7 protein-coding genes and 1 pseudogene are annotated in these 19,053 nt (G+C 73.1%); 6 read left to right on the top strand and 2 right to left on the bottom strand.

What is annotated here, in order from left to right:
• Positions 1-7: 7 nt before the first annotated feature.
• The 6 genes and pseudogenes from AC069T_RS26145 to AC069T_RS26120 all read left to right on the top strand — a co-directional run.
• Positions 8-6,481 (top strand): annotated as a pseudogene (locus AC069T_RS26145) (type I polyketide synthase); the annotation flags it as partial.
• A 5-nt stretch (positions 6,482-6,486) separates the two neighbouring features.
• Entirely contained in the window at positions 6,487-9,606 is a 3,120-nt protein-coding gene (locus tag AC069T_RS26140; RefSeq protein ID WP_478785052.1) for a type I polyketide synthase, read from the top strand.
• Positions 9,607-9,742: 136 nt separating this feature from the next.
• Positions 9,743-13,039, top strand: a complete 3,297-nt coding sequence (locus tag AC069T_RS26135) for a non-ribosomal peptide synthetase (RefSeq protein ID WP_478785051.1) — start codon at positions 9,743-9,745, stop codon at positions 13,037-13,039.
• A 40-nt stretch (positions 13,040-13,079) separates the two neighbouring features.
• Positions 13,080-14,438, top strand: coding sequence for a crotonyl-CoA carboxylase/reductase (ccrA, locus tag AC069T_RS26130; RefSeq protein WP_478785050.1), 1,359 nt, complete (start codon positions 13,080-13,082; stop codon positions 14,436-14,438).
• A gap of 1 nt (position 14,439) precedes the next feature.
• Positions 14,440-15,429 (top strand): 3-oxoacyl-ACP synthase III family protein, encoded by a 990-nt coding sequence (locus AC069T_RS26125; protein WP_478785049.1) that lies wholly within the window; start codon positions 14,440-14,442, stop codon positions 15,427-15,429.
• Positions 15,426-16,310 (top strand): 3-hydroxybutyryl-CoA dehydrogenase, encoded by an 885-nt coding sequence (locus AC069T_RS26120; protein WP_478785048.1) that lies wholly within the window; start codon positions 15,426-15,428, stop codon positions 16,308-16,310. Before AC069T_RS26125 ends, AC069T_RS26120 begins: the two co-directional genes overlap by 4 nt.
• Before the next feature lie 182 nt (positions 16,311-16,492).
• Here the strand turns inward: AC069T_RS26120 and AC069T_RS26115 are convergent, their stop codons facing one another.
• Both AC069T_RS26115 and AC069T_RS26110 read right to left on the bottom strand, forming a co-directional pair.
• Positions 16,493-17,254, bottom strand: coding sequence for a thioesterase II family protein (locus AC069T_RS26115; RefSeq protein WP_478785047.1), 762 nt, complete (start codon positions 17,252-17,254; stop codon positions 16,493-16,495).
• A gap of 83 nt (positions 17,255-17,337) precedes the next feature.
• Complete coding sequence (locus AC069T_RS26110) at positions 17,338-18,840, bottom strand: FAD-dependent monooxygenase (protein WP_478785046.1); 1,503 nt, start codon at positions 18,838-18,840, stop codon at positions 17,338-17,340.
• Positions 18,841-19,053: the final 213 nt, after the last annotated feature.

Genomic DNA, 19,053 nt, shown 5'->3' with positions numbered 1-19,053 from the left:
CGACGCCGCCGCCGAACCCGTCGCGATCGTCGGTGTCGCCTGCCGCTACCCCGGCGGGGCGGCCTCCCCGGAGGAACTGTGGGAGCTGGTGCGCACCGGCGCGGACGTCGTCTCCGACTTCCCCGACGACCGCCACTGGGACCTGGAGAACCTGTACCACCCGGACCCCGACCACCCCGGCACCTGCTACACCCGCTCGGGCGGATTCCTCTACGACGCCGGTGACTTCGACGCCGACTTCTTCGGGATCAGCCCCCGCGAGGCGCTGTCCGCCGACCCGCAGCAGCGGCTGCTCCTGGAAACCTCGTGGGAGTCGGTGGAACGGGCCGGCATCGACCCCGAGACCCTGCGCGGCAGCGACACCGGCGTGTTCGCCGGCCTCGCCTACTTCGGATACGGCAACCACTTCGAAACCCCCGAGGCCATCGCGGGCTACGGACAGGTCGGCTCCCTGCTGAGCGTGGCCTCGGGCCGGGTGGCGTACACACTGGGCCTGGAGGGCCCCGCGGTGTCGACCGAGACCGCCTGCTCCTCGTCGCTGGTGGCGGTGCACCAGGCGGTGCAGTCACTGCGGCAGGGCGAATGCGGCCTGGCCCTGGCCGGCGGTGTCACCGTCGTGGGGATGCCGCAGGTGTTCCGGGAGATGTCACGCCAGCGGGGCCTGGCACAGGACGGCCGGTGCAAGGCGTTCGCGGACGCCGCCGACGGCACCGGCTTCGCCGAGGGCGTCGGCGTACTGGTCCTGGAGCGGCTCTCCGACGCACAGCGCAACGGCCGCAGGATCTGGGCCGTCATCCGCGGCTCGGCGATCAACCAGGACGGCGCCTCCAACGGACTGACCGCGCCCAGCGGCCCCGCCCAGCAGCGCGTCATCAAGTCGGCGCTGGCCAACGCCCGGGTGCAGGCGAGCGAGGTGGACGTGGTGGAGGCACACGGCACCGGCACGACGCTGGGCGACCCCATCGAGGCCGGCGCCCTGCTGGCCACCTACGGGCAGGACCGGGACCAGGCCGGCCCGCTGTGGCTGGGATCGCTGAAGTCGAACATCGGCCACACCCAGGCCGCCGCCGGCGTCGGCGGCATCATCAAGATGGTCATGGCGATGCAGCACGGCATGCTGCCCCGGACCCTGCACGTGGACCGCCCCTCCACCCACGTCGACTGGTCGGCCGGAGCGGTGGAGCTGCTCACCGAGGCCCGGCAGTGGCCGAGCACACCGGGCCGCCCCCGCCGCGCCGGCGTGTCCGCCTTCGGAGTCAGCGGCACCAACGCACACGTCATCCTGGAAGAGGCCCCGCCGCAGGAACAGCCACAGCACGACGCCCCGCACCCGGGCGTCACCGCCGGCCCGGTGCCGTGGGTGGTGTCGGCCAAGAACACCAAAGCCCTGCAACAGCAGGCGGGCGCCCTGCACGACCTCCTCGCCGCCGACGCGGACCTGGACCTCGCCGACACCGGCTGGTCCCTGGTCTCCAGCCGCACCCCCTTCGAGCACCGCGCGGTGGTCCTGGGACACGACCGGGACGAGCTGCTGAACGCCCTCGAAGCGCTGCGCGACGGCGCGGAGTCCACCGACGTCATCCGCGGCGTCACCGCGCAGCAGGGCGGCACCGTCTTCATGTTCCCGGGCCAGGGCTCACCCTGGGCCGGCACGGCACGCCAGCTGTACGACACCTCCCCCGTCTTCGCCCAGAGCCTGGACGAGATCTGCGCACGCTTCGACACGCACCTGCCCTTCGCCCTCAAGCCGGTGCTCCTCGCCGACGACCCCGCCGAACGCGAGCGCACGGACATCGCCCAGCCGGCCCTGTTCACCCTCCAGGTCAGCCTCTACCGGCTCCTGGAGCAGTACTGCCCGCGGCCGGATCACCTGATCGGCCACTCGGTCGGCGAGATCGCCGCCGCCCACGTCTGCGGAGCCCTCTCCCTGGACACCGCGACCCGGCTGGTGGCCGCGCGCGGACGCATCATGCGCACGGTCACCGAGCACGGCGCCATGCTGGCCGTACGCGCCTCCGACGCCGAGGTGAGCGCCCTGCTCCCGGCCTACGAGCGGGTCGGCATCGCCGCCGTCAACGGCCCGGACTCGGTGGTGGTCTCGGGCCTGCGCGACCAGGTCCACGCCCTGCGGGACCGGCTCCTGGCCGACGGCAGGTCCGCGAAACTCCTCCCCGTCGACCACGCGTTCCACTCCCCGCTCATGGACCCGATCCTCGCGGAGTTCGCGGCGGCGCTCGGCGCGCTGCCCGCCGGCGAGATGAGCATTCCCCTCGTCTCGACCCGGCTCGGACGCAAGGCCACGCTCCAGGAGCTGACATCCGTCGAGTACTGGGTCGGCCACGTCCGCGAACCCGTCCGCTTCCACGACGCGGTGCAGTGCGCCCGCACCGCAGGCGCGAGCGTCTTCCTCGAGGTGGGGCCGGGAGCGACACTCACCGGCATCACCCAGGAGGCCTTCGCCGGCGCGGGCGTCGACGACACGCTGGTCCTGTCGGCGTCACGGCGCGACCGCCAGGGACCGCGGGCCCTGCTCGCCGCACTGGCCGGCCTGCACGTCACCGGCGCGAGGGTGAACTGGGACGCGCTGTTCGGCACCCGCCGCAGGGCCGACCTGCCCACGTACCCGTTCCAGCGGCAGCGCTACTGGCTGGACTTCCAGGCCGGCAGCAAGCCGGCGGACGTCACCTCCGCCGGCCTGTCCGCCCCGCAGCACCCGCTGCTCGGCGCCGTCATGGACCACCCCGGCACCGACGAGGTCGTCTTCACCGACCTGTGGTCCCTGCGGACCCACGGCTGGCTGGCCGATCACACCGTGTTCGGCGCGGTCGTCGTACCGGCGACGGCCTACCTGGACCTGGCGCTGTCGGTCGGCGACCACGTCGGATGCGCCGCCGTGGAGGAACTCACCCTGGAAGTCCCCCTGATCCTTCCCCCTGCCGGCGACATGCAGATACGCATCGTCGCCGGCCCGGCGGACGACACCGGACGCCGCGCCCTTGACGTGTACGCCAGGCCCGGCGACGACGGACCCGCGGGCGGCTGGACACGGCACGCGCGGGGGAACCTGGCCCCGGGCACACCGCGCCCGGACGGCCCCGGCCACCAGGCGCACCCGCTCGCCGTGTGGCCGCCGGCCGGAGCCCGCCGGCTGGACGCCGACGGACTCTACGACACCTTCGCCGACGCGGGCTTCGACTACGGCCCGGCCTTCCGCGGGCTGCGCGAGGTCTGGCAGCAGGGCGAGGACCTCTTCGCCCTCGCCACCCTGCCCGACACCGCCGGGAGCCCGGCAGGCGGCGCCTTCGCCCTGCATCCCGCACTGCTGGACACCGTCCTGCACGCGGTGGTCGCCGGCGGCGTCATCGAGGTGACGGGCGAGCAGGGCTGGATGCCCTTCTCCTGGTCCGGCGTGGAACTGCACCGGCCGTGCGGCGCGAGCGTACGGGTGCGCCTCACCCCGGCCGGCGAAGGCGTCGTGTCCGTGACGGTCGCCGACGAGCACGGCCACGAACTCGCCCGCATCCAGGCGCTGACGTTCCGCCCGGCGAACGCCGAACAGGTCCGCGCCGCACACGGCGCCCAGCAGTCGCTGTACGAACTGCAGTGGCGCCCGCCCGCCCCCGGCACGCACAAGACCCGCCGCGGCCCCTGGGCCGTCCTCGGCACGCCCGGCGGCCCGGCCTCCCGGCTCCTCGACGCGGCCGGCGCCGACACCGCGCTCCACACCTGCCTGGACGACATCCCGCCCGGGCAGGCGCCCGCACACCTCGTCCTGTACCTGGACGACACCACCACCGCCGGCCCCGATGTGCTCGGCACGGTCGCCGACACCGACAAGCACGTCCTGGACACGCTCCAGCGCATGCTCACCGAGAAACCCCTGGCCCACACCACGCTGGTGGTGCTCACCCGCCGGGCCCTTGGCACCGGCACGCACGACAGCGTCCAGAACCTTCCCGGCGCGTCCGTGTGGGGCCTGGTCCGCTCCGCGCAGACCGAGCACCCCGGCAGGTTCAAGCTGGTGGACATCGACGACGAGAAGACGTCCTGGGCCCGGCTCGCGGACACGTTCGCCCTGGCGGAGGACCAGCTGGCGCTGCGCGCCGGCGCCCTGCTCGTCCCCCGCCTCGCCGCGACCGCGCCCTCGGACCGCCGCCTCGACGCGCCGCCGGCCGGACACCGCCTGGGCATCCCCACCAAGGGAACGCTGGAGAACCTGACCTGGGTCCCGTGCCCCGAGGTGGACGCGCCCCTGACCGCCGGTCAGGTCCGCATCGCCGTCCAGGCCGCGGGCCTCAACTTCCGCGACGTCACCATCGCGCTGGGGCTGGTGGACCGCACGGCCATCGACGCCGGAGTCGGCAGCGAGGGCGCCGGAGTCGTCCTCGACGTGGCGGACGACGTGACCCGCCTGGCACCCGGCGACCGGGTCACCGGCATCTTCACCGGCGCCTTCGGCCCCACCGCCGTGGCGGACCACCGCACCCTCGTGCCCGTCCCCGACGGCTGGAACTACGCCCAGGCGGCGTCCGTGCCGTGCACCTTCCTCACCGCCTATTACGCGCTCTTCCACGCCACGAGGCTCCGCCGCGGGCAGCGCATCCTCATCCACGCCGCGGCAGGCGGCGTCGGGATGGCCGCCGTCCAGCTGGCCCAGCACCTCGGCGCCGAGATCTACGCCACCGCCAGCCCCGCCAAGTGGCCCGCCCTGCGCGCCCTGGGACTGGACGACGACCACCTGGCCTCCTCACGCGACCTGGACTTCGTCGACAAGTTCCACCGCACCTCCGGCGGCCGCGGGGTGGATGTCGTCCTGAACTCGCTCGCCCACACCTTCGTCGACGCCTCGCTGAGGCTGCTCCCCGAGGGCGGCCACTTCCTGGAGATGGGCAAGACGGACATCCGCGACCCCCGCCAGGTGGCAGCCGACCACCCCCAGGTCCACTACCGGGCCTTCGACCTCTACGAGGCGGGACCGGACGCGATCCACGACATGTTCCAGGCCGTCATGGAACTGTTCGCCGACGGCCGGGTGCGGCTGAACCCGGTCTCCCTGCGCGACATCCGCGACGCGCGCCACACGTTCCGCGAGATGAGCCAGGGCCGCCACACCGGAAAGCTGGTCCTGGACATGGGCACCGGCTTCGGCGGCGGCACCGTGCTGGTCACCGGCGGGACCGGGGGAGTGGGCTCACTCGTGGCCCGCCACCTCGTCACCCGGCACGGCGTACGCAGCCTGCTGCTGGCCAGCCGCAGCGCAACGGCCGCCGACGGAGTGCCCGAGCTGGTCGCGGACCTCGAAAACGCGGGAGCCGCGGTACGGGTCGTCGCCTGCGACATCGCGGACCGCACCGCCGTGGCCCGCCTGCTCGCCACCGACCTGCCCGGCCGGTACCCGCTGACCGCCGTCGTGCACGCCGCGGGTGTCCTCGCGGACGGCACCGTCGAATCGCTGACCGCCGACAGCATCGACCACGTGCTGCGCGCCAAGGCCGGCGGCGCGCTCCACCTGCACGAACTGACCCAAGAGCACACCCTGTCGGCGTTCATCCAGTTCTCCGCCCTGGCGGGCACCCTCGGCAACGCGGGACAGGCCAACTACGCCGCCGCGAACGCCTTCCTGGACGGCCTGGCGGCCCAGCGCAGCGCCGCCGGCCTGCCCGGCACCTCGCTGTGCTGGGGCTGGTGGGAACAGAGCAGCGGCATGACCGGCGACCTGGACGAGGCCGACCTGGCCCGCCTGCGGCGCACCGGCATCGCCGCGATGGCGACCGGCGAGGCACTGGCCCTGTTCGACGCGGCGTGCGCGAGCGGCAAGCCGGTCCTCGTCCCGGCCCGCCTCGACCTCGCCGCGCTGCGCGACAGGAGCACCGACGAGCTGCCCCCGCTCCTGCGCGACCTCGTCGACGCCGGCCGGCCCCGCCGCACCCGGACCGGCGCGGCCGACGCGGCCGGCGGCACCTCGCCCGCACTGTCCGCGAAGCTGGCCACGCTGCCCGCCGACGAGGCCCGGGCAGCCGCCCTGGACTGGGTCCGCGAGCAGGTCGCCGTCGTCCTTGGACACTCCTCCGGCGCGGGGGTCGACGTCGACCAGGCGTTCACCCCGCTGGGCATCGACTCGCTGACCGCGGTCGAACTGTGCAACCGGCTGGCCGCCGCGACCGGACTGCGCCTGCCCTCCACCCTCGTCTTCAGCTACCCCACCCCGCGCGAGCTGAGCGAACACATCTGCGGCCTGCTGCGCCCGGCCGCCGACGACGACCCGGCCACCACCGAGAGCGCCGAGGACATCGCGATCCGCGAAGTGCTGCGGAGCGTTTCGATCGAGCGCCTGCGCGACGCGGGCGTCCTGGAGCTGGTCCTGGCGTGCGCCCAAGCACCCGCACCGGGCGGCGACGCACCGGCGCAGGCCGCGGCGGACGAACTGTCGGACCTGGATCTGGAAGCACTGGTCGACCTGGCTCTGGATGAGAAGAGGTAACGGACATGACCAACTCCGCGGAACATGCGGCGGACGGCGCGGACCGGGTCCAGCGGGCGCTGCGCACCCTGCTGGAGGAACGCGACCGCCTCCGCCAGGAGAACGACGCCCTGAAAGCCGGCCGCGGCGAGCCGGTCGCCGTGGTGGCCATGGCATGCCGCTACCCGGGAGGCGTCTCGACCCCCGAGGAACTGTGGGACGTGGTCCGCGAGGGCCGCGACGTCGTCGGCGACTTCCCGCAGGACCGCGGATGGCGGGACGTGTACGACCCCGATCCCGACGCCGCCGGCAGCGCCTACACGCGCCAGGGAGGGTTTCTGGCCGACGTGGCCGGCTTCGACGCGGAGTTCTTCGGCATCAGCCCGCGTGAGGCGCTGGCGGTCGACCCGCACCACCGCCTGCTGCTGGAGACGTCGTGGGAGGTCTTCGAGCGGGCCGGCATCGTCCCCGCCGACGTACGCGGCGAAGAGGTCGGCGTCTTCTCCGGGGTGAGCTCCTCCGAGTACGGATGGCGCTTCCTCGAAGGCGGCCGGCAGGACCTGGAGGGCTACCTGCTGTACGGCAGCGCGCTGAGCGTCGCCTCCGGGCGGGTGGCGTACGAACTGGGCCTGACCGGACCGGCGGTGTCGGTGGACACCGCCTGCTCGTCGTCGCTGGTGGCCCTGCACATGGCGGTGCAGTCGCTGCGCTCGGGGGAGTGCTCGCTCGCCCTGGCGGGCGGGGCACTGGTGATGGCGACGCCCGCGATGTTCGTGGAGTTCTCCCGCCAGGGCGCGCTGTCGGCCGACGGCCGGTGCAAGGCCTTCGCGGACGGAGCCGACGGGACCGGCTGGGCCGAGGGGGCGGGAGTGCTGCTCCTGGAGCGGCTGTCCGACGCCCGGCGCAACGGCCACCCGGTACTGGCCGTCGTCCGCGGGTCCGCGGTCAACCAGGACGGCGCCTCCAACGGGCTGACCGCCCCCAACGGCCGCGCCCAGGAGAAGGTGATCCGCAAGGCGCTGGCGAACGCGGGCGTCACGGCCCGCGAGGTGGACCTGGTCGAGGCCCACGGCACCGGAACGGTACTGGGCGACCCCATCGAGGCGGCCGCGCTGCTGGCCACCTACGGGCAGGACCGGGACAGCGGCAGCCCGCTGTGGCTGGGATCGCTGAAGTCGAACATGGGCCACGCCCAGGCCGCCGCCGGAGTCGGCGGCGTCATCAAGACCGTGATGGCCATGCGCCACGGACACCTGCCCAAGACCCTGCACGTGGGCAAGCCCTCGCATCACGTGGACTGGTCCTCGGGCGCGGTAGAGGTCCTGTCGCAGGGACGGGAGTGGAAGCGGGGCGCCGGCCCGCGACGGGCCGGCGTGTCCTCCTTCGGGGTCAGCGGCACCAACGCGCACGTGATCCTGGAAGAGGCCCCGCCGCAGGAACAGCGGCAGGACACCGCGGGCGCGGGTGTCGTCGGCGGGCTGGTGCCGTGGGTGGTGTCGGCCAAGAGCGCCAGAGCCCTGGAACAGCAGGCGGGCAGGCTGCGGGATCTCGTGGCCGCCGGCGCGGACCTGGACCTCGCCGACGCCGGCTGGTCGCTGCTCTCCAGCCGCAGCCGGTTCGAGCACCGCGCGGTGGTCCTGGGCCGCGACCGGGACGAACTGGCAGCCGCACTGGCGTCGTTGAGCGAGGGCCGCGAATCGGCCGCGGTGGTCCGCGGCACTGCCCGAGACCTCAAGGGCGTCGCCTTCGTGTTCCCGGGCCAGGGCTCCCAGTGGGTCGGCATGGGCCGGGAACTGTACGACGCCTTCCCCGTCTTCGCGCGGAGCCTCAAGGAGTGCTCGGCCGCCCTGGCCGAGTGGGTCGACTGGTCGCTGCTCGACGTGGTGCGCGGCGTGCCGGGCGCACCCACCCTGGACCGGGTGGACGTGGTGCAGCCGGCACTGTTCTCGGTGATGGTGTCCATGGCCGCCCTGTGGCGGTCCTTCGGTGTGGAGCCGGCCGCGGTGGTGGGCCACAGCCAGGGCGAGATAGCCGCCGCCCACGTGTGCGGTGCGCTGTCCCTGCGGGACGCCACCCGGGTCGTGGCACTGCGCAGCAAGGCTCTGGTGGGCCTGATCGGGCACGGCGGGATGGCGTCGGTCGCGGAGTCCGAGCAGGTGGTGCAGGAACGGCTGGCTCCGTGGAACGGCCGGGTGAGCGTCGCCGTCGTCAACGGACCCCGCTCGGTGGTGGTGTCCGGGGAACCGGACGCCCTCGACGAGTTCGTCGAGAAGATGAAGGCCGACGGCGCCCAGGCCCGGCGGATATCCGTCGACTACGCCTCCCACTCCCACCACGTGACCCGGGTCCGCGACGACGTGCTCGCCTCACTGTCCGGCGTGAGCCCCACCTCGTCGAAGCTGCCCTTCTACTCGACCCTGTACGGCGAGATCATCGACACCGCGGAACTGAACGCCGACTACTGGTACAACAACCTGCGCGAGAAGGTCCGCTTCGAGTCGTCCGTGCGCCGGCTGGCCGAGGACGGCTTCGGGGTGTTCGTCGAGATGAGCCCGCACCCCGTGCTGACCGTCCCGGTGCAGGAGATCGTCGAGGACGTGGACGACGCGCTGGTCCTGTCGTCCTCGCGGCGCGGCCGGGGCGAGGTGGAGGCCGTACTCGGTTCGCTGGCCGCACTCCACACCCGCGGCGGGCCCGTGGACTGGGACACCCTCTTCGAAACACGCCGCCGGGTGGATCTGCCGACCTACGCGTTCGCCCGGCAGCGGTACTGGCTCAACTCCTCGCCCACCGCGGCCGGCCCGGCACAGGTGTCCCCGGCCCAGCCGGCCCCCGGCGAGGAGAGCCGCCTTTCGCTGTCGGAGCAGATCTGCGCCCTTGCCCCGGACGACGCGCAGGCACTGGTCCTGGACCACGTCCTGGAGAGGGTCGCCGTCGTCCTCGGGCATTCCTCGAGCGAGACCGTAGGCCCGGACGACGAGTTCATGAAACTCGGATTCGACTCGATGCTGTCGTCGGAGCTGAGCAAACGCCTCACCGCGTCCACCGGACGCAGACTGAAGCCGAACGTGGTGCTGCGGCACCCCTCACCACGCCTGATCGCCGGGCACATCGTGTCCCTGATGGCCACCGGCGATGCCCGCTGAACGGTGTGAACCCACCGTGCCCGGCACGCGGTTCGCCCCGCACGAAGTGTCCCGCCGGCGGGACACCGCAAGCGCGACGGCGGCGTGTCCCGCCGGGAACCGAGTTGTCTTGAACGGCTGAGTCACCCCCCTGACGATGGGGGCGAGCTGTGAATTCCTCCGGAGTCCGGACCTTTCTTGTCGAGTTCTACCGAGTTTTGCCGAGGGGTTGATCTGTGTGCGTTCGTTCGGTGCGTCGTCTGCGCATAAAGGCATGTGGCGAGCGCAGGAAATGGCTCCCGACACGCCGAACCATGCGCTGACCATGTGGGATGTGGACGGTGAACTGGACGCGGCGGTCATCGAGGCCGCGTTCCTGCACGTGATGGGCGAGGCGGAGGTGCTGCGCGTCAACTTCACCGACGACGGCGGCGGACTGCGCCTGGTCCCCCGGGACCTGGGGGACTGGCGGCCCTTCTCCCTGGACCTGAGCGCCGAGGCCGACCCCGAACAGGCGGCGCGCGAGGCCATGGCCGACCTGGTGCGCCAACCCTTCGACCTGGAACGGGATCTGCTGTTCCGGCTCGGCGTGGTCAAACTCGCACAAACCCGCTCGCTCCTGGTGATCGCCTACCACCACCTCATCTCCGACGGGTTCGGCGCGGGCGGCCTGCTCTCCAAGCGCCTCGCCGAGGTGTACACGGCGCTGGCGCGCGGCGAGGCGGTACCGCAGCTGCCGCACCCGTGGGACACCGCCTCGTTCGCGACCGAGGCGACGGAGTACCTCGACTCCCCGAAGTTCACCGAGGACACGCAGTTCTGGCGCGAGTACCTGACGAACGCGCCCCCGCCCGCACAGGTTCCGCGCGTCGCCCTGTCCGACGCGCAGCGCTCGGCCCTGTCCGAACCGCTGAGCAGCGCCGACCGCTGGTCGGAGGTCGCCGAGACCATCGGCATGGTCAGCCGGACCCTGTCCGTACCCCGCGCCGAGGCCGACGCGTGGGCCAAGGCCGCCCAGTCCATGGGCCTGTGGACGTCGCAGATGCTGACCGCGGCCGCCGGCGTGTTCCTGCGCCACCGCTGCGACCGCCCGGAGTTCCTCATCTCACTGGCCGTGGGCAACCGGGTCGGCGTGGCGAGCCGCACGCCCGGCCTGGCCGTCAACGTGGTGCCCGTACGGGTGGCCATCGACCTGCACGCGACCTTCGCCGAGATCGCCGACGCCCTCGTCGAGGAGACCTACGAGATCTCCGGCCACACCGCCTGCCACTACTCCGACATCCAGCGCGCGAGCGGAACCGTCCTGAGCGGCCGCGGCAGCTACGGCGCCGTCGTGAACGTCGTCGAGTTCGTCGAGCAGCTGCGCTTCGGCGACAGCCCGGCCCGCTACTGCGGCGCGACGACCGGGACCTTCGAGGAACTGTCGATCGGCGTCTACACCGACGGCAGCCCCGACAGCGACCTCTTCATCCGCCTCGACGCCCCGGCACGCCTGTACCACCGCGCGGAACTGCGCCACATCGGCGAGGAACTGATCGCCTTCATCCGTGCCGCGGTGGCCGCCGGCGAGCAGCCGGTCGGCGCGCTGGACGTGCTGAGCGGCACCGAACGCGAGCAGGTGCTCAGCGCACCCCGCGGCACGGACACCCCCGCCCCGGGAGCGACGGTGCCCGAGCTGTTCGCCCGGCAGGCCGCACAGCACCCCGACGCCCCCGCACTGGTGTCGGGCGACACCACCCTCACCTACCGGGAACTGGACGAACGCTCCAGCCGCCTGGCCCGGGCGCTGCACGGGCACGTGGGACCCGAGACGGTCGTGGCGGTGGCGATGCCCCGCTCGGCGGACCTGGCCGTCGCCCTGCTGGGCGTGGTCAAGGCGGGCGGCGCCTACCTGCCGCTCGACCCGGCGGCCCCCGCGCAGCACCTCAGGGCACACATCAACCGGACCTCGGCGCGCGCACTGCTCACCGACACCGCGAACGCCGAACACCTCTCCGGCCTGGACATCCCGGTGCTCACGGCCGACGACCTCGCCCGGGGCAGCACCGGCGACGACACCAGCACGCCGCCCGCCCCGCGCCCGGCACACCAGGACAGCCTGCTGGCGGTCCTGCCCGGCTCCCGGACCGGCGCCGGCGACGACGCCGTCGCGGTGACGCACCGCAACATGGAACGGTTCGTCCTGGACCACCACTGGCACGCAGCCCGCCAGGCCACCGTGCTGTGGCACACACCGCACACCTGCGACGCACTCGCCCTCGAACTGTGGGTGCCCCTGCTCAACGGCGGCCGGGTGGTCCTGGCTCCCCCCGGCACCCTCGACACCGACACCCTGATCGAGGCACGCGCCGCCCACGACATCACCACGCTGTGGCTGCCCGCCGCCCAGTTCTCCGCGATCGCCGCCCAGCGCCCCGAACTGCTGGCCGGCCTGCGCGAGGTGTGGACCGGCGGCGACCGCGTCTCCGCGGCCGCGCTGCGCCGCGTCCAAAAGGCCTGCCCCGAACTGACGATCGTCCACGGCCACGGCCTGACGGAATCGACCGTGTTCGCCGCCTGCCACCGCCTGGCCGCCGGCGAACCGGTACGCCACGCCGGCACGGCCGGCCGGCCCATGGACCACACCGCCCTGTACGTCCTCGGACCGGGCCTTGCCCCGGTCCCCGTCGGCGTGACCGGAGAGCTGTACGTGGCCGGCCCCGGCGTGGCCCGCGGATACCCCGGGCGGCCCGCACCGACCGCGGAGCGCTTCGTGCCCTGCCCGTTCGGCCCGCCCGGAGGGCTCATGCACCGGACCGGGGACCTGGTGCGCTGGGGCACCGGCGGCCGCCTGGAGTACGTGGCCCGGGCCGGTGAACAGGCCGACGTCCGCGGCGTCCGCGTCGAGCTGCCCGAGGTCGAAGAGGTGCTGTGCGAGCACACCGCCCTCGCGCACGCCGTCGTCGCCGTCCGCAAGGACGGCACCGGGCAGCAGCGCCTGGCCGCCTACGTCGTCCCGGCGGGCGGGCGCAGCGTCTCCGTCGACGAGCTGCGCCGCTTCGCCGCGGGCTGGCTGCCGGAGTCGCTGGTGCCGTCGGTGTTCACGGTGCTGGACCGCCTGCCGGTGACGGCCGACGGAAGGGTGGACCGGGCGGCACTTCCCGAGCCCGCGTCCGAGGAGGGCACCTACCGCGCACCGCGCAACGACACCGAGCGGGTGCTGGCCGCGGCGTTCGCCGACGTGCTGGAACTGGACCGGGTGGGCATCGACGAGGACTTCTTCGACCTCGGCGGCAACTCGCTGCGGGCGATCCGGCTGGTCGGCCTGATCCGGGCGGAGCTCAAGCAGGAGGTGTCCATCCGCAGGCTGTTCGCCGCACGCACCGTCATCGGCCTGTCGGACATGTGGAAGGACCTCGGCCAGTCCAGCAGGCCGAGCCTGCGCCGGCGCACGAAGGAAGGCGCCGTCCTGTGAGCACCGCCCGGCCGCTCGCTGGCGACGGAGAAAGGGAATCATGGATTCTTTGACAGAAGCCCTGCTGTCCGGGGCCGGCCCGCAGGAGCTCGGGCGACACGAACTCCCCCCCTCCTACGAGGCCGCCCACCTGCTGGCCCGCGACGTCGGCATGTTCGACGGCGTGCAGGACAAGGACGTCCGCAAGTCGCTGCACGTCGGTCAGGTCCCCATGCCGCAGATCGCGCCGGACGAGGTGGTCGTCGCCGTCATGGCGAGTTCCATCAACTACAACACCGTGTGGTCGGCGACGTTCGAGCCGGTGCCCACCTTCGAGTTCCTCAAGCGCCAGGCCCGCCAGGGCGGCTACGCGGCCCGCCACGACCAGCCGCATCACGTGCTGGGCTCGGACGCGGCCGGCATCGTCGTACGCACCGGAGCGGGAGTGCGGCACTGGAAGACCGGCGACCACGTGGTCGCCAGCTGCGTCCAGGTCGACGAGCAGGAACCGGCGACCCACGCCGACGCGATGCTCGGCACGGGCCAGCGGATCTGGGGCTACGAGACCAACTTCGGCGGCCTCGCCCACTACGCGGTGGTGCGCGCCAGCCAGCTGCTGCCCAAACCGGCCCACCTCACGTGGGAGGAGTCGGCGGGGGTCCTGCTGACCGCCACGACGTCGTACCGGATGCTGGTCGGCGCCAACGGCGCACGGATCAAACAGGGCGACATCGTCCTCATCTGGGGTGCCACCGGCGGCCTGGGCGCGTTCGCGGTGCAGATGGTGAAGAACGCCGGCGGGATCGCCGTCGGCGTGGTCAGCTCCGAACGCAAGGCGAAGGCGCTGCGCCGCCTCGGCTGCGACGTGGTGATCAACCGCAACGACATCGGCATGGGCGGGGACAGCGCGCCCACCCCGGAGCGGACCATCGAACTCGGCAAACGGCTCGGCCGGGAGATCCGGCGCCACGTCGGCGAGGACCCGCACGTCGTGTTCGACTACGTCGGGCGGGCCACGTTCGGGATCTCGGTGTTCGTCGTGCGCAAGGGCGGAACGGTCGTCACCTGCGGATCGAGCACCGGCTACGACCACCACTTCGACAACCGCTACCTCTGGATGAACCTCAAGCGCATCATCGGCAGCCACGCGGCCAACCTCCAGGAGCAGGCGGAGTGCAACCGCCTGGTCCGCCTCGGGCACCTTTCCCCCGTCCTCTCCGAGGTGTTCGCACTCAAGGACGTCGGCGAGGCCGCACGGCTGGTCCAGCTGAACCGGCACACCGGAAAGGTCGGCGTGCTCTGCCTCGCCCCCGAGGAAGGACTCGGCGTCACCGACCCCGCACTGCGGGACAAGATCGGCCCGGCACGCCTGAACCCGCTGCGCGCACCCGCCGCGCCCGCCGTCGCAGAGGTGTCCTGACATGGGGATCGGCATACTGTCCACCGGCTCCTACCTGCCCAAGCACGAGGTGGGCAACGAGGAGGTCGCCGAACGCGTCGGCGTCACCGCGGAATGGATCGAACGCAAGACCCAGATCCGCTCACGCCGCTACGCCGCCCCGCACGAGGCGACGTCCGACCTGGCGGTCAAGGCCGCCGAACGGGCGCTGGACCAGGCCGGACTGACCGCGCAGCAGATCGACTACATCATCGTCTCGACCTCCACCGGCGACTTCCCCCAGCCCCCCACCTCCTACCTGGTGCAGCACGGCCTGGGCGCCTACGGCGCGGCCTGCTTCGACGTCAACGTCGTGTGCAGCGGCTTCGTCTACGCCCTGTCACTGGCCCACAGCCTGGTGACCGTGCGACCGGACGCCCGGGTCCTGGTGATCGGCGCGGACGTGTACTCGCGGATCCTGGACTTCACCGACCGCAGGACGGCGATCCTGTTCGCCGACGGAGCCGGGGCAGCCGTCGTCGGCGCGGTGCCGCAGCCCTACGGGATCATCGCCAGCGACCTGTCCAGCCGCGGCGACGCCCACCACCTGATCCGGGTCGAGGCCGGCGGCAGCCGCACGCCCGCGTCGGCGGCGACCGTCGCCGAAGGCGGCCACTACTTCAGGATGGACGGCCGCGGGGTACGCGACTTCGTCGCCGAACACGTGCCGCCCGCGCTCCTCGCCCTGGCCCGCCGGGCCGGCGTGGACATCGGCGCGGTCGACCACTTCGTCCCGCACCAGGCCAACGGCGTGATGCTCGGCGAGGTCGTCGAACGCGCGGGACTGCAGGCCGCACACACCCACCGCACCCTGATCAGGTACGGGAACGTCGGCAGCGCCTCGGTGCCGGTCGCACTCGACGAGGCCCACCGCACCGGCGCGCTGGCGCCGGGGGAACTGGTGCTGCTCGCCGGGTTCGGCGGCGGCATGTCCATCGGAGCATCACTTCTGACCTGGGGGGCCCACACATGACCACGTCCACACACAGCGCCGGTACCGGCATCGACCGGGTGGGTGTCGCCGGCAGCGGCATCATGGGCACCGGCATCGCCGAACTGTGCGCCAGAGCCGGACTGAACGTGAAGGTCGCGGTGTTCTCCGAGGCATCACTGGTGACGGCACCGCAGCGGCTGACCGCCTCCCTCGACCGGGCCGTGACCAAGGGCAGACTCACCGCGCCCGAGCGCGACGCGGCACGGGAGCGGGTGACGTTCACCCGCGACCTCGCCGACCTCGCGGACCGCCACCTGGTGATCGAGGCGGTCAAGGAGGACGAGCAGCTCAAGCTGGACCTGTTCGCCACCCTCGACAAGATCGTCGAGGACCCGGACGCGATCCTGGCGACCAACACCTCCTCGATCCCGGTCGCCCGCCTCGCCGCCGCGACGCGGCGCCCGGGCCACGTCCTCGGCATGCACTTCTTCAACCCGGTCCCGGTGCTGCCGCTCGTCGAGATCGTCGCCTCGGTGCTGACGGACGAGACGGTCGCCACCCGGGCGCTGACCTTCACCCGCGACGTCCTGGGCAAGAAACCGATCGCCTCACCCGACCGGGCCGGCTTCCTCGTCAACGCGCTGCTGTTCCCCTACCTGCTGTCCGCCATCCGCATGGTCGAGTCGGGCCTGGCGAGCGCCGAGACCCTCGACCAGGGCATGACCGCAGGCTGCGCGCATCCGATGGGCCCGCTGCGCCTGGCCGACCTCATCGGCCTGGACACCACCGTGGCCATCGCCCGGGCCATGTACGAGGAGTTCAAGGAACCGCTGTACGCCCCGCCGCCGCTGCTGCTGCGCATGGTCGAGAGCGGCCTGCTGGGCAAGAAGTCCGGCCGCGGCTTCTACCCCTACACCTGACCCCGGGCGGCGCCGCGGAGCACCACCGGCCGCCGCCGCCCGGACCCAGCGGCCACCCCGCCCCCCGGGGCCGGGGACAAGAAGACCTCCGGTGCGGTGAAGGCGTCGGTCCTTCCCCGCACCGGAGGTCTTCGTCCCGCTCACCGCCCGGCACCCACCTGCCGCGGCAGGCTGTCGGCCGGTCAGGCGGCGGCGGCCTCGGTGAGCAGCCCCTCGGTGAGGGCCGCGGCGACCCGGTCGAGCTGGTCGAAGAGGTAGAAGTGGCCCCCGGGAAACACCTTCAGGCTGAAGTCGCCGGTGGTGTGCCTCTCCCAGGTCCTGGCCTCCTGAGCCGTCACCATCGGGTCGCTGTCCCCGATCAGCGCGGTCACCGGAGCGGCGAGCGGCTCACCCGGCCGCCAGCTGTACGTGCCAAGGGCCCCGTAGTCGGCCCGCAGCGCCGGCAGCACCAGCTCCAGGACGTCGGGGTCCTCCAGCATGGACTGGTCGGTGCCGCCCAGCCTGCGCACGTCGGCCAGCACATCGGCGTCGTCGTAGAGGTGGTAGGGGATGTGGCCGTGGGCGTCCGGCGCACCCCGGCCCGAGACGAACAGCCTTTGCGGGCCCGGCAGTTGCTGCCGGGCGAGGAGACGGGCCGTCTCGAACGCGACGAGCGAGCCCATGCTGTGGCCGAACAGGGCGTAGGGCCGTCCGCGGTCCGCGGCCAGCTCGCGCGCCAGCTCCCGCGCCACCGCCTCGACGAGCGGCGCCAGCGCCGTGAACGGCTCCTCGCGGTAGCGGTCCTGGCGTCCCGGATACTGCACGGACACCACGTCGAAGTGCGCGGGCAGCGCGTGCGCCAGATCCTTGAATGCCGTCGCGGAACCCCCGGCGTGCGGGAAGCACACGAGCCGCGGCCCGTCTCCCGCGGCCGTGGTGAAGCGTCGGAACCACGTGCTGTTCACTGTCGATGTGTCCCTTCGTCTGGGTCGGAGCACCGGCTGCCGCACGGCCTGGACCGGTGGGCCCGTTCGTCTCGTGCGGTGTCTCACCCCCGCAGGGCCGGCCCGAACCAGGTGGCGAGAGCGGTCCGCAGCGCGGAGGTGTCGGGCGCGCCGCCGCCGGCGGCCGCCCAGGCGACATGGCCGTCGGGCCGGATGAGCAGCGCGTCGGGAGCGGGCAGCTCGCCGACGGCCGGGACGGGCCAGTGCCCGTCCCCGCTGCGCGCCTCGACCAGGTCGACGCGGTCGGCCCAGCCCTTGACGGCCGCCGCCACCTCGGCGCTGCCCCGCAGGTCCAGCAGGACGGGGCGGGCGGCGTGCAGCAGCTCGTAGACCCGGCTCGCGCCGCCGGACGCCTCCAGGTCGGCGTCCGGGACCCGGCGGCCCACCAGCGGGTGGTCGCCGTCGGCCGGGTAGCGGATGTCCAGCGCCGTCAGCAGGTGGCGCAGGTACTGGTTGACGTCGTCGAAGACCATCAGCGAGCTGAACACCTCACGCAGCGCGTCCGTCTGGGGGCCGGGGCGCACCAGCGCCGACTGCGCCCGGGTGTTGTGCAGCACGCGCTCCCCGACGGGGTGGCGCTCCTCGTGGTAGGTGTCCAGCAGGTCCTCCGGCGCCTGGCCGCGCACCACCGAGGCGAGCTTCCAGCCGAGGTTGACCGCGTCCTGCACCCCCATGTTCAGCCCCTGCCCGCCGGCCGGGAAGTGGATGTGCGCCGCGTCGCCCGCGAGCAGCACCCGTCCCTGCCGGTACCGGGCGGCCTGCCGCGCCGCGTCGCTGAACCGGGAGACCCACCGGGGGCTGCGCATCCCGAAGTCGGTGCCCGCGACCCTGACCAGCGACTCCCGCAGCTGCTCGAACGTCACCGGCTCGTCGCGGCCCGCGACGCGGTCGAACTCGGAGGTGATCACCCGGTACCAGCCCGGTTCGAAGGCGATCGCCGAGTAGTCGCCGCCCGCGGTACGCCGTACCCAGACGTAGTCCTCGGGCAGGTCGGGCAGTTCGACGTCGCCGATCAGCGCGGTCATCGTCGCCTCGGTGCCGGGGAAGTCGATGCCCGCCAGCTTGCGCACCGTGCTGCGCCCGCCGTCGCAGCCCACGAGGTAGCGGCCGCGCAGCGTCGCGGGTGCCTCCTGCGGTGCGGTCAGCTCGACCGTCACGCCGGTCTCGTCCTGGTGGATCCCGCTCACCTCGCACGAGCGGCGCACCCGCACGCCGAGCCCGGTGGCCCATTCCTCCAGGAGCCGCTCGATGGCGGACTGAAGGATCATCAGCGGGTAGGGGTGCCGGGACTCGGACTCGTCGAAGTCGAGATACAGGCCGGAGAAGTGGCCCACCGGCTGCAGGGTGCCTTCCGCCAGGAAGCGGTCCAGGATTCCGCGCTGGTCCAGCACCTCCAGGGTGCGGGAGTGGATCCCGCCGGCCCGTGACTCGCCCGAGCGCTGCGCGAGCCGCTCGACCACCACCACGTCGACGCCCGCGAGCCGCAGTTCGCAGGCGAGCATCAGGCCCGTGGGCCCGGCGCCCGCGATCACCACATCCGTGTCCATGCCGGCGTGTCCCACGTCGTCCCCCTCGGTTGCCGCGCCTGCCGCGTCGTCAGATCACCTCCACGTTCACGCACGTGGACCGGCAGTTCAAGACACCTCGATGCCGGAGGACCCGCGGAGGGGGGGGGGGGGGGGGGGGGGGTGGGGGGGGGGGGGGAAGGGGGGGGGGGGGGGGGGGGGGGGGGGGGGGGGGGGGGGGGGGGGGGGGGGGGG

This window comes from Streptomyces sp. NPDC043867 (genome assembly GCF_056435845.1).
This window is presented reverse-complemented; position numbering and strand designations above follow the sequence as displayed.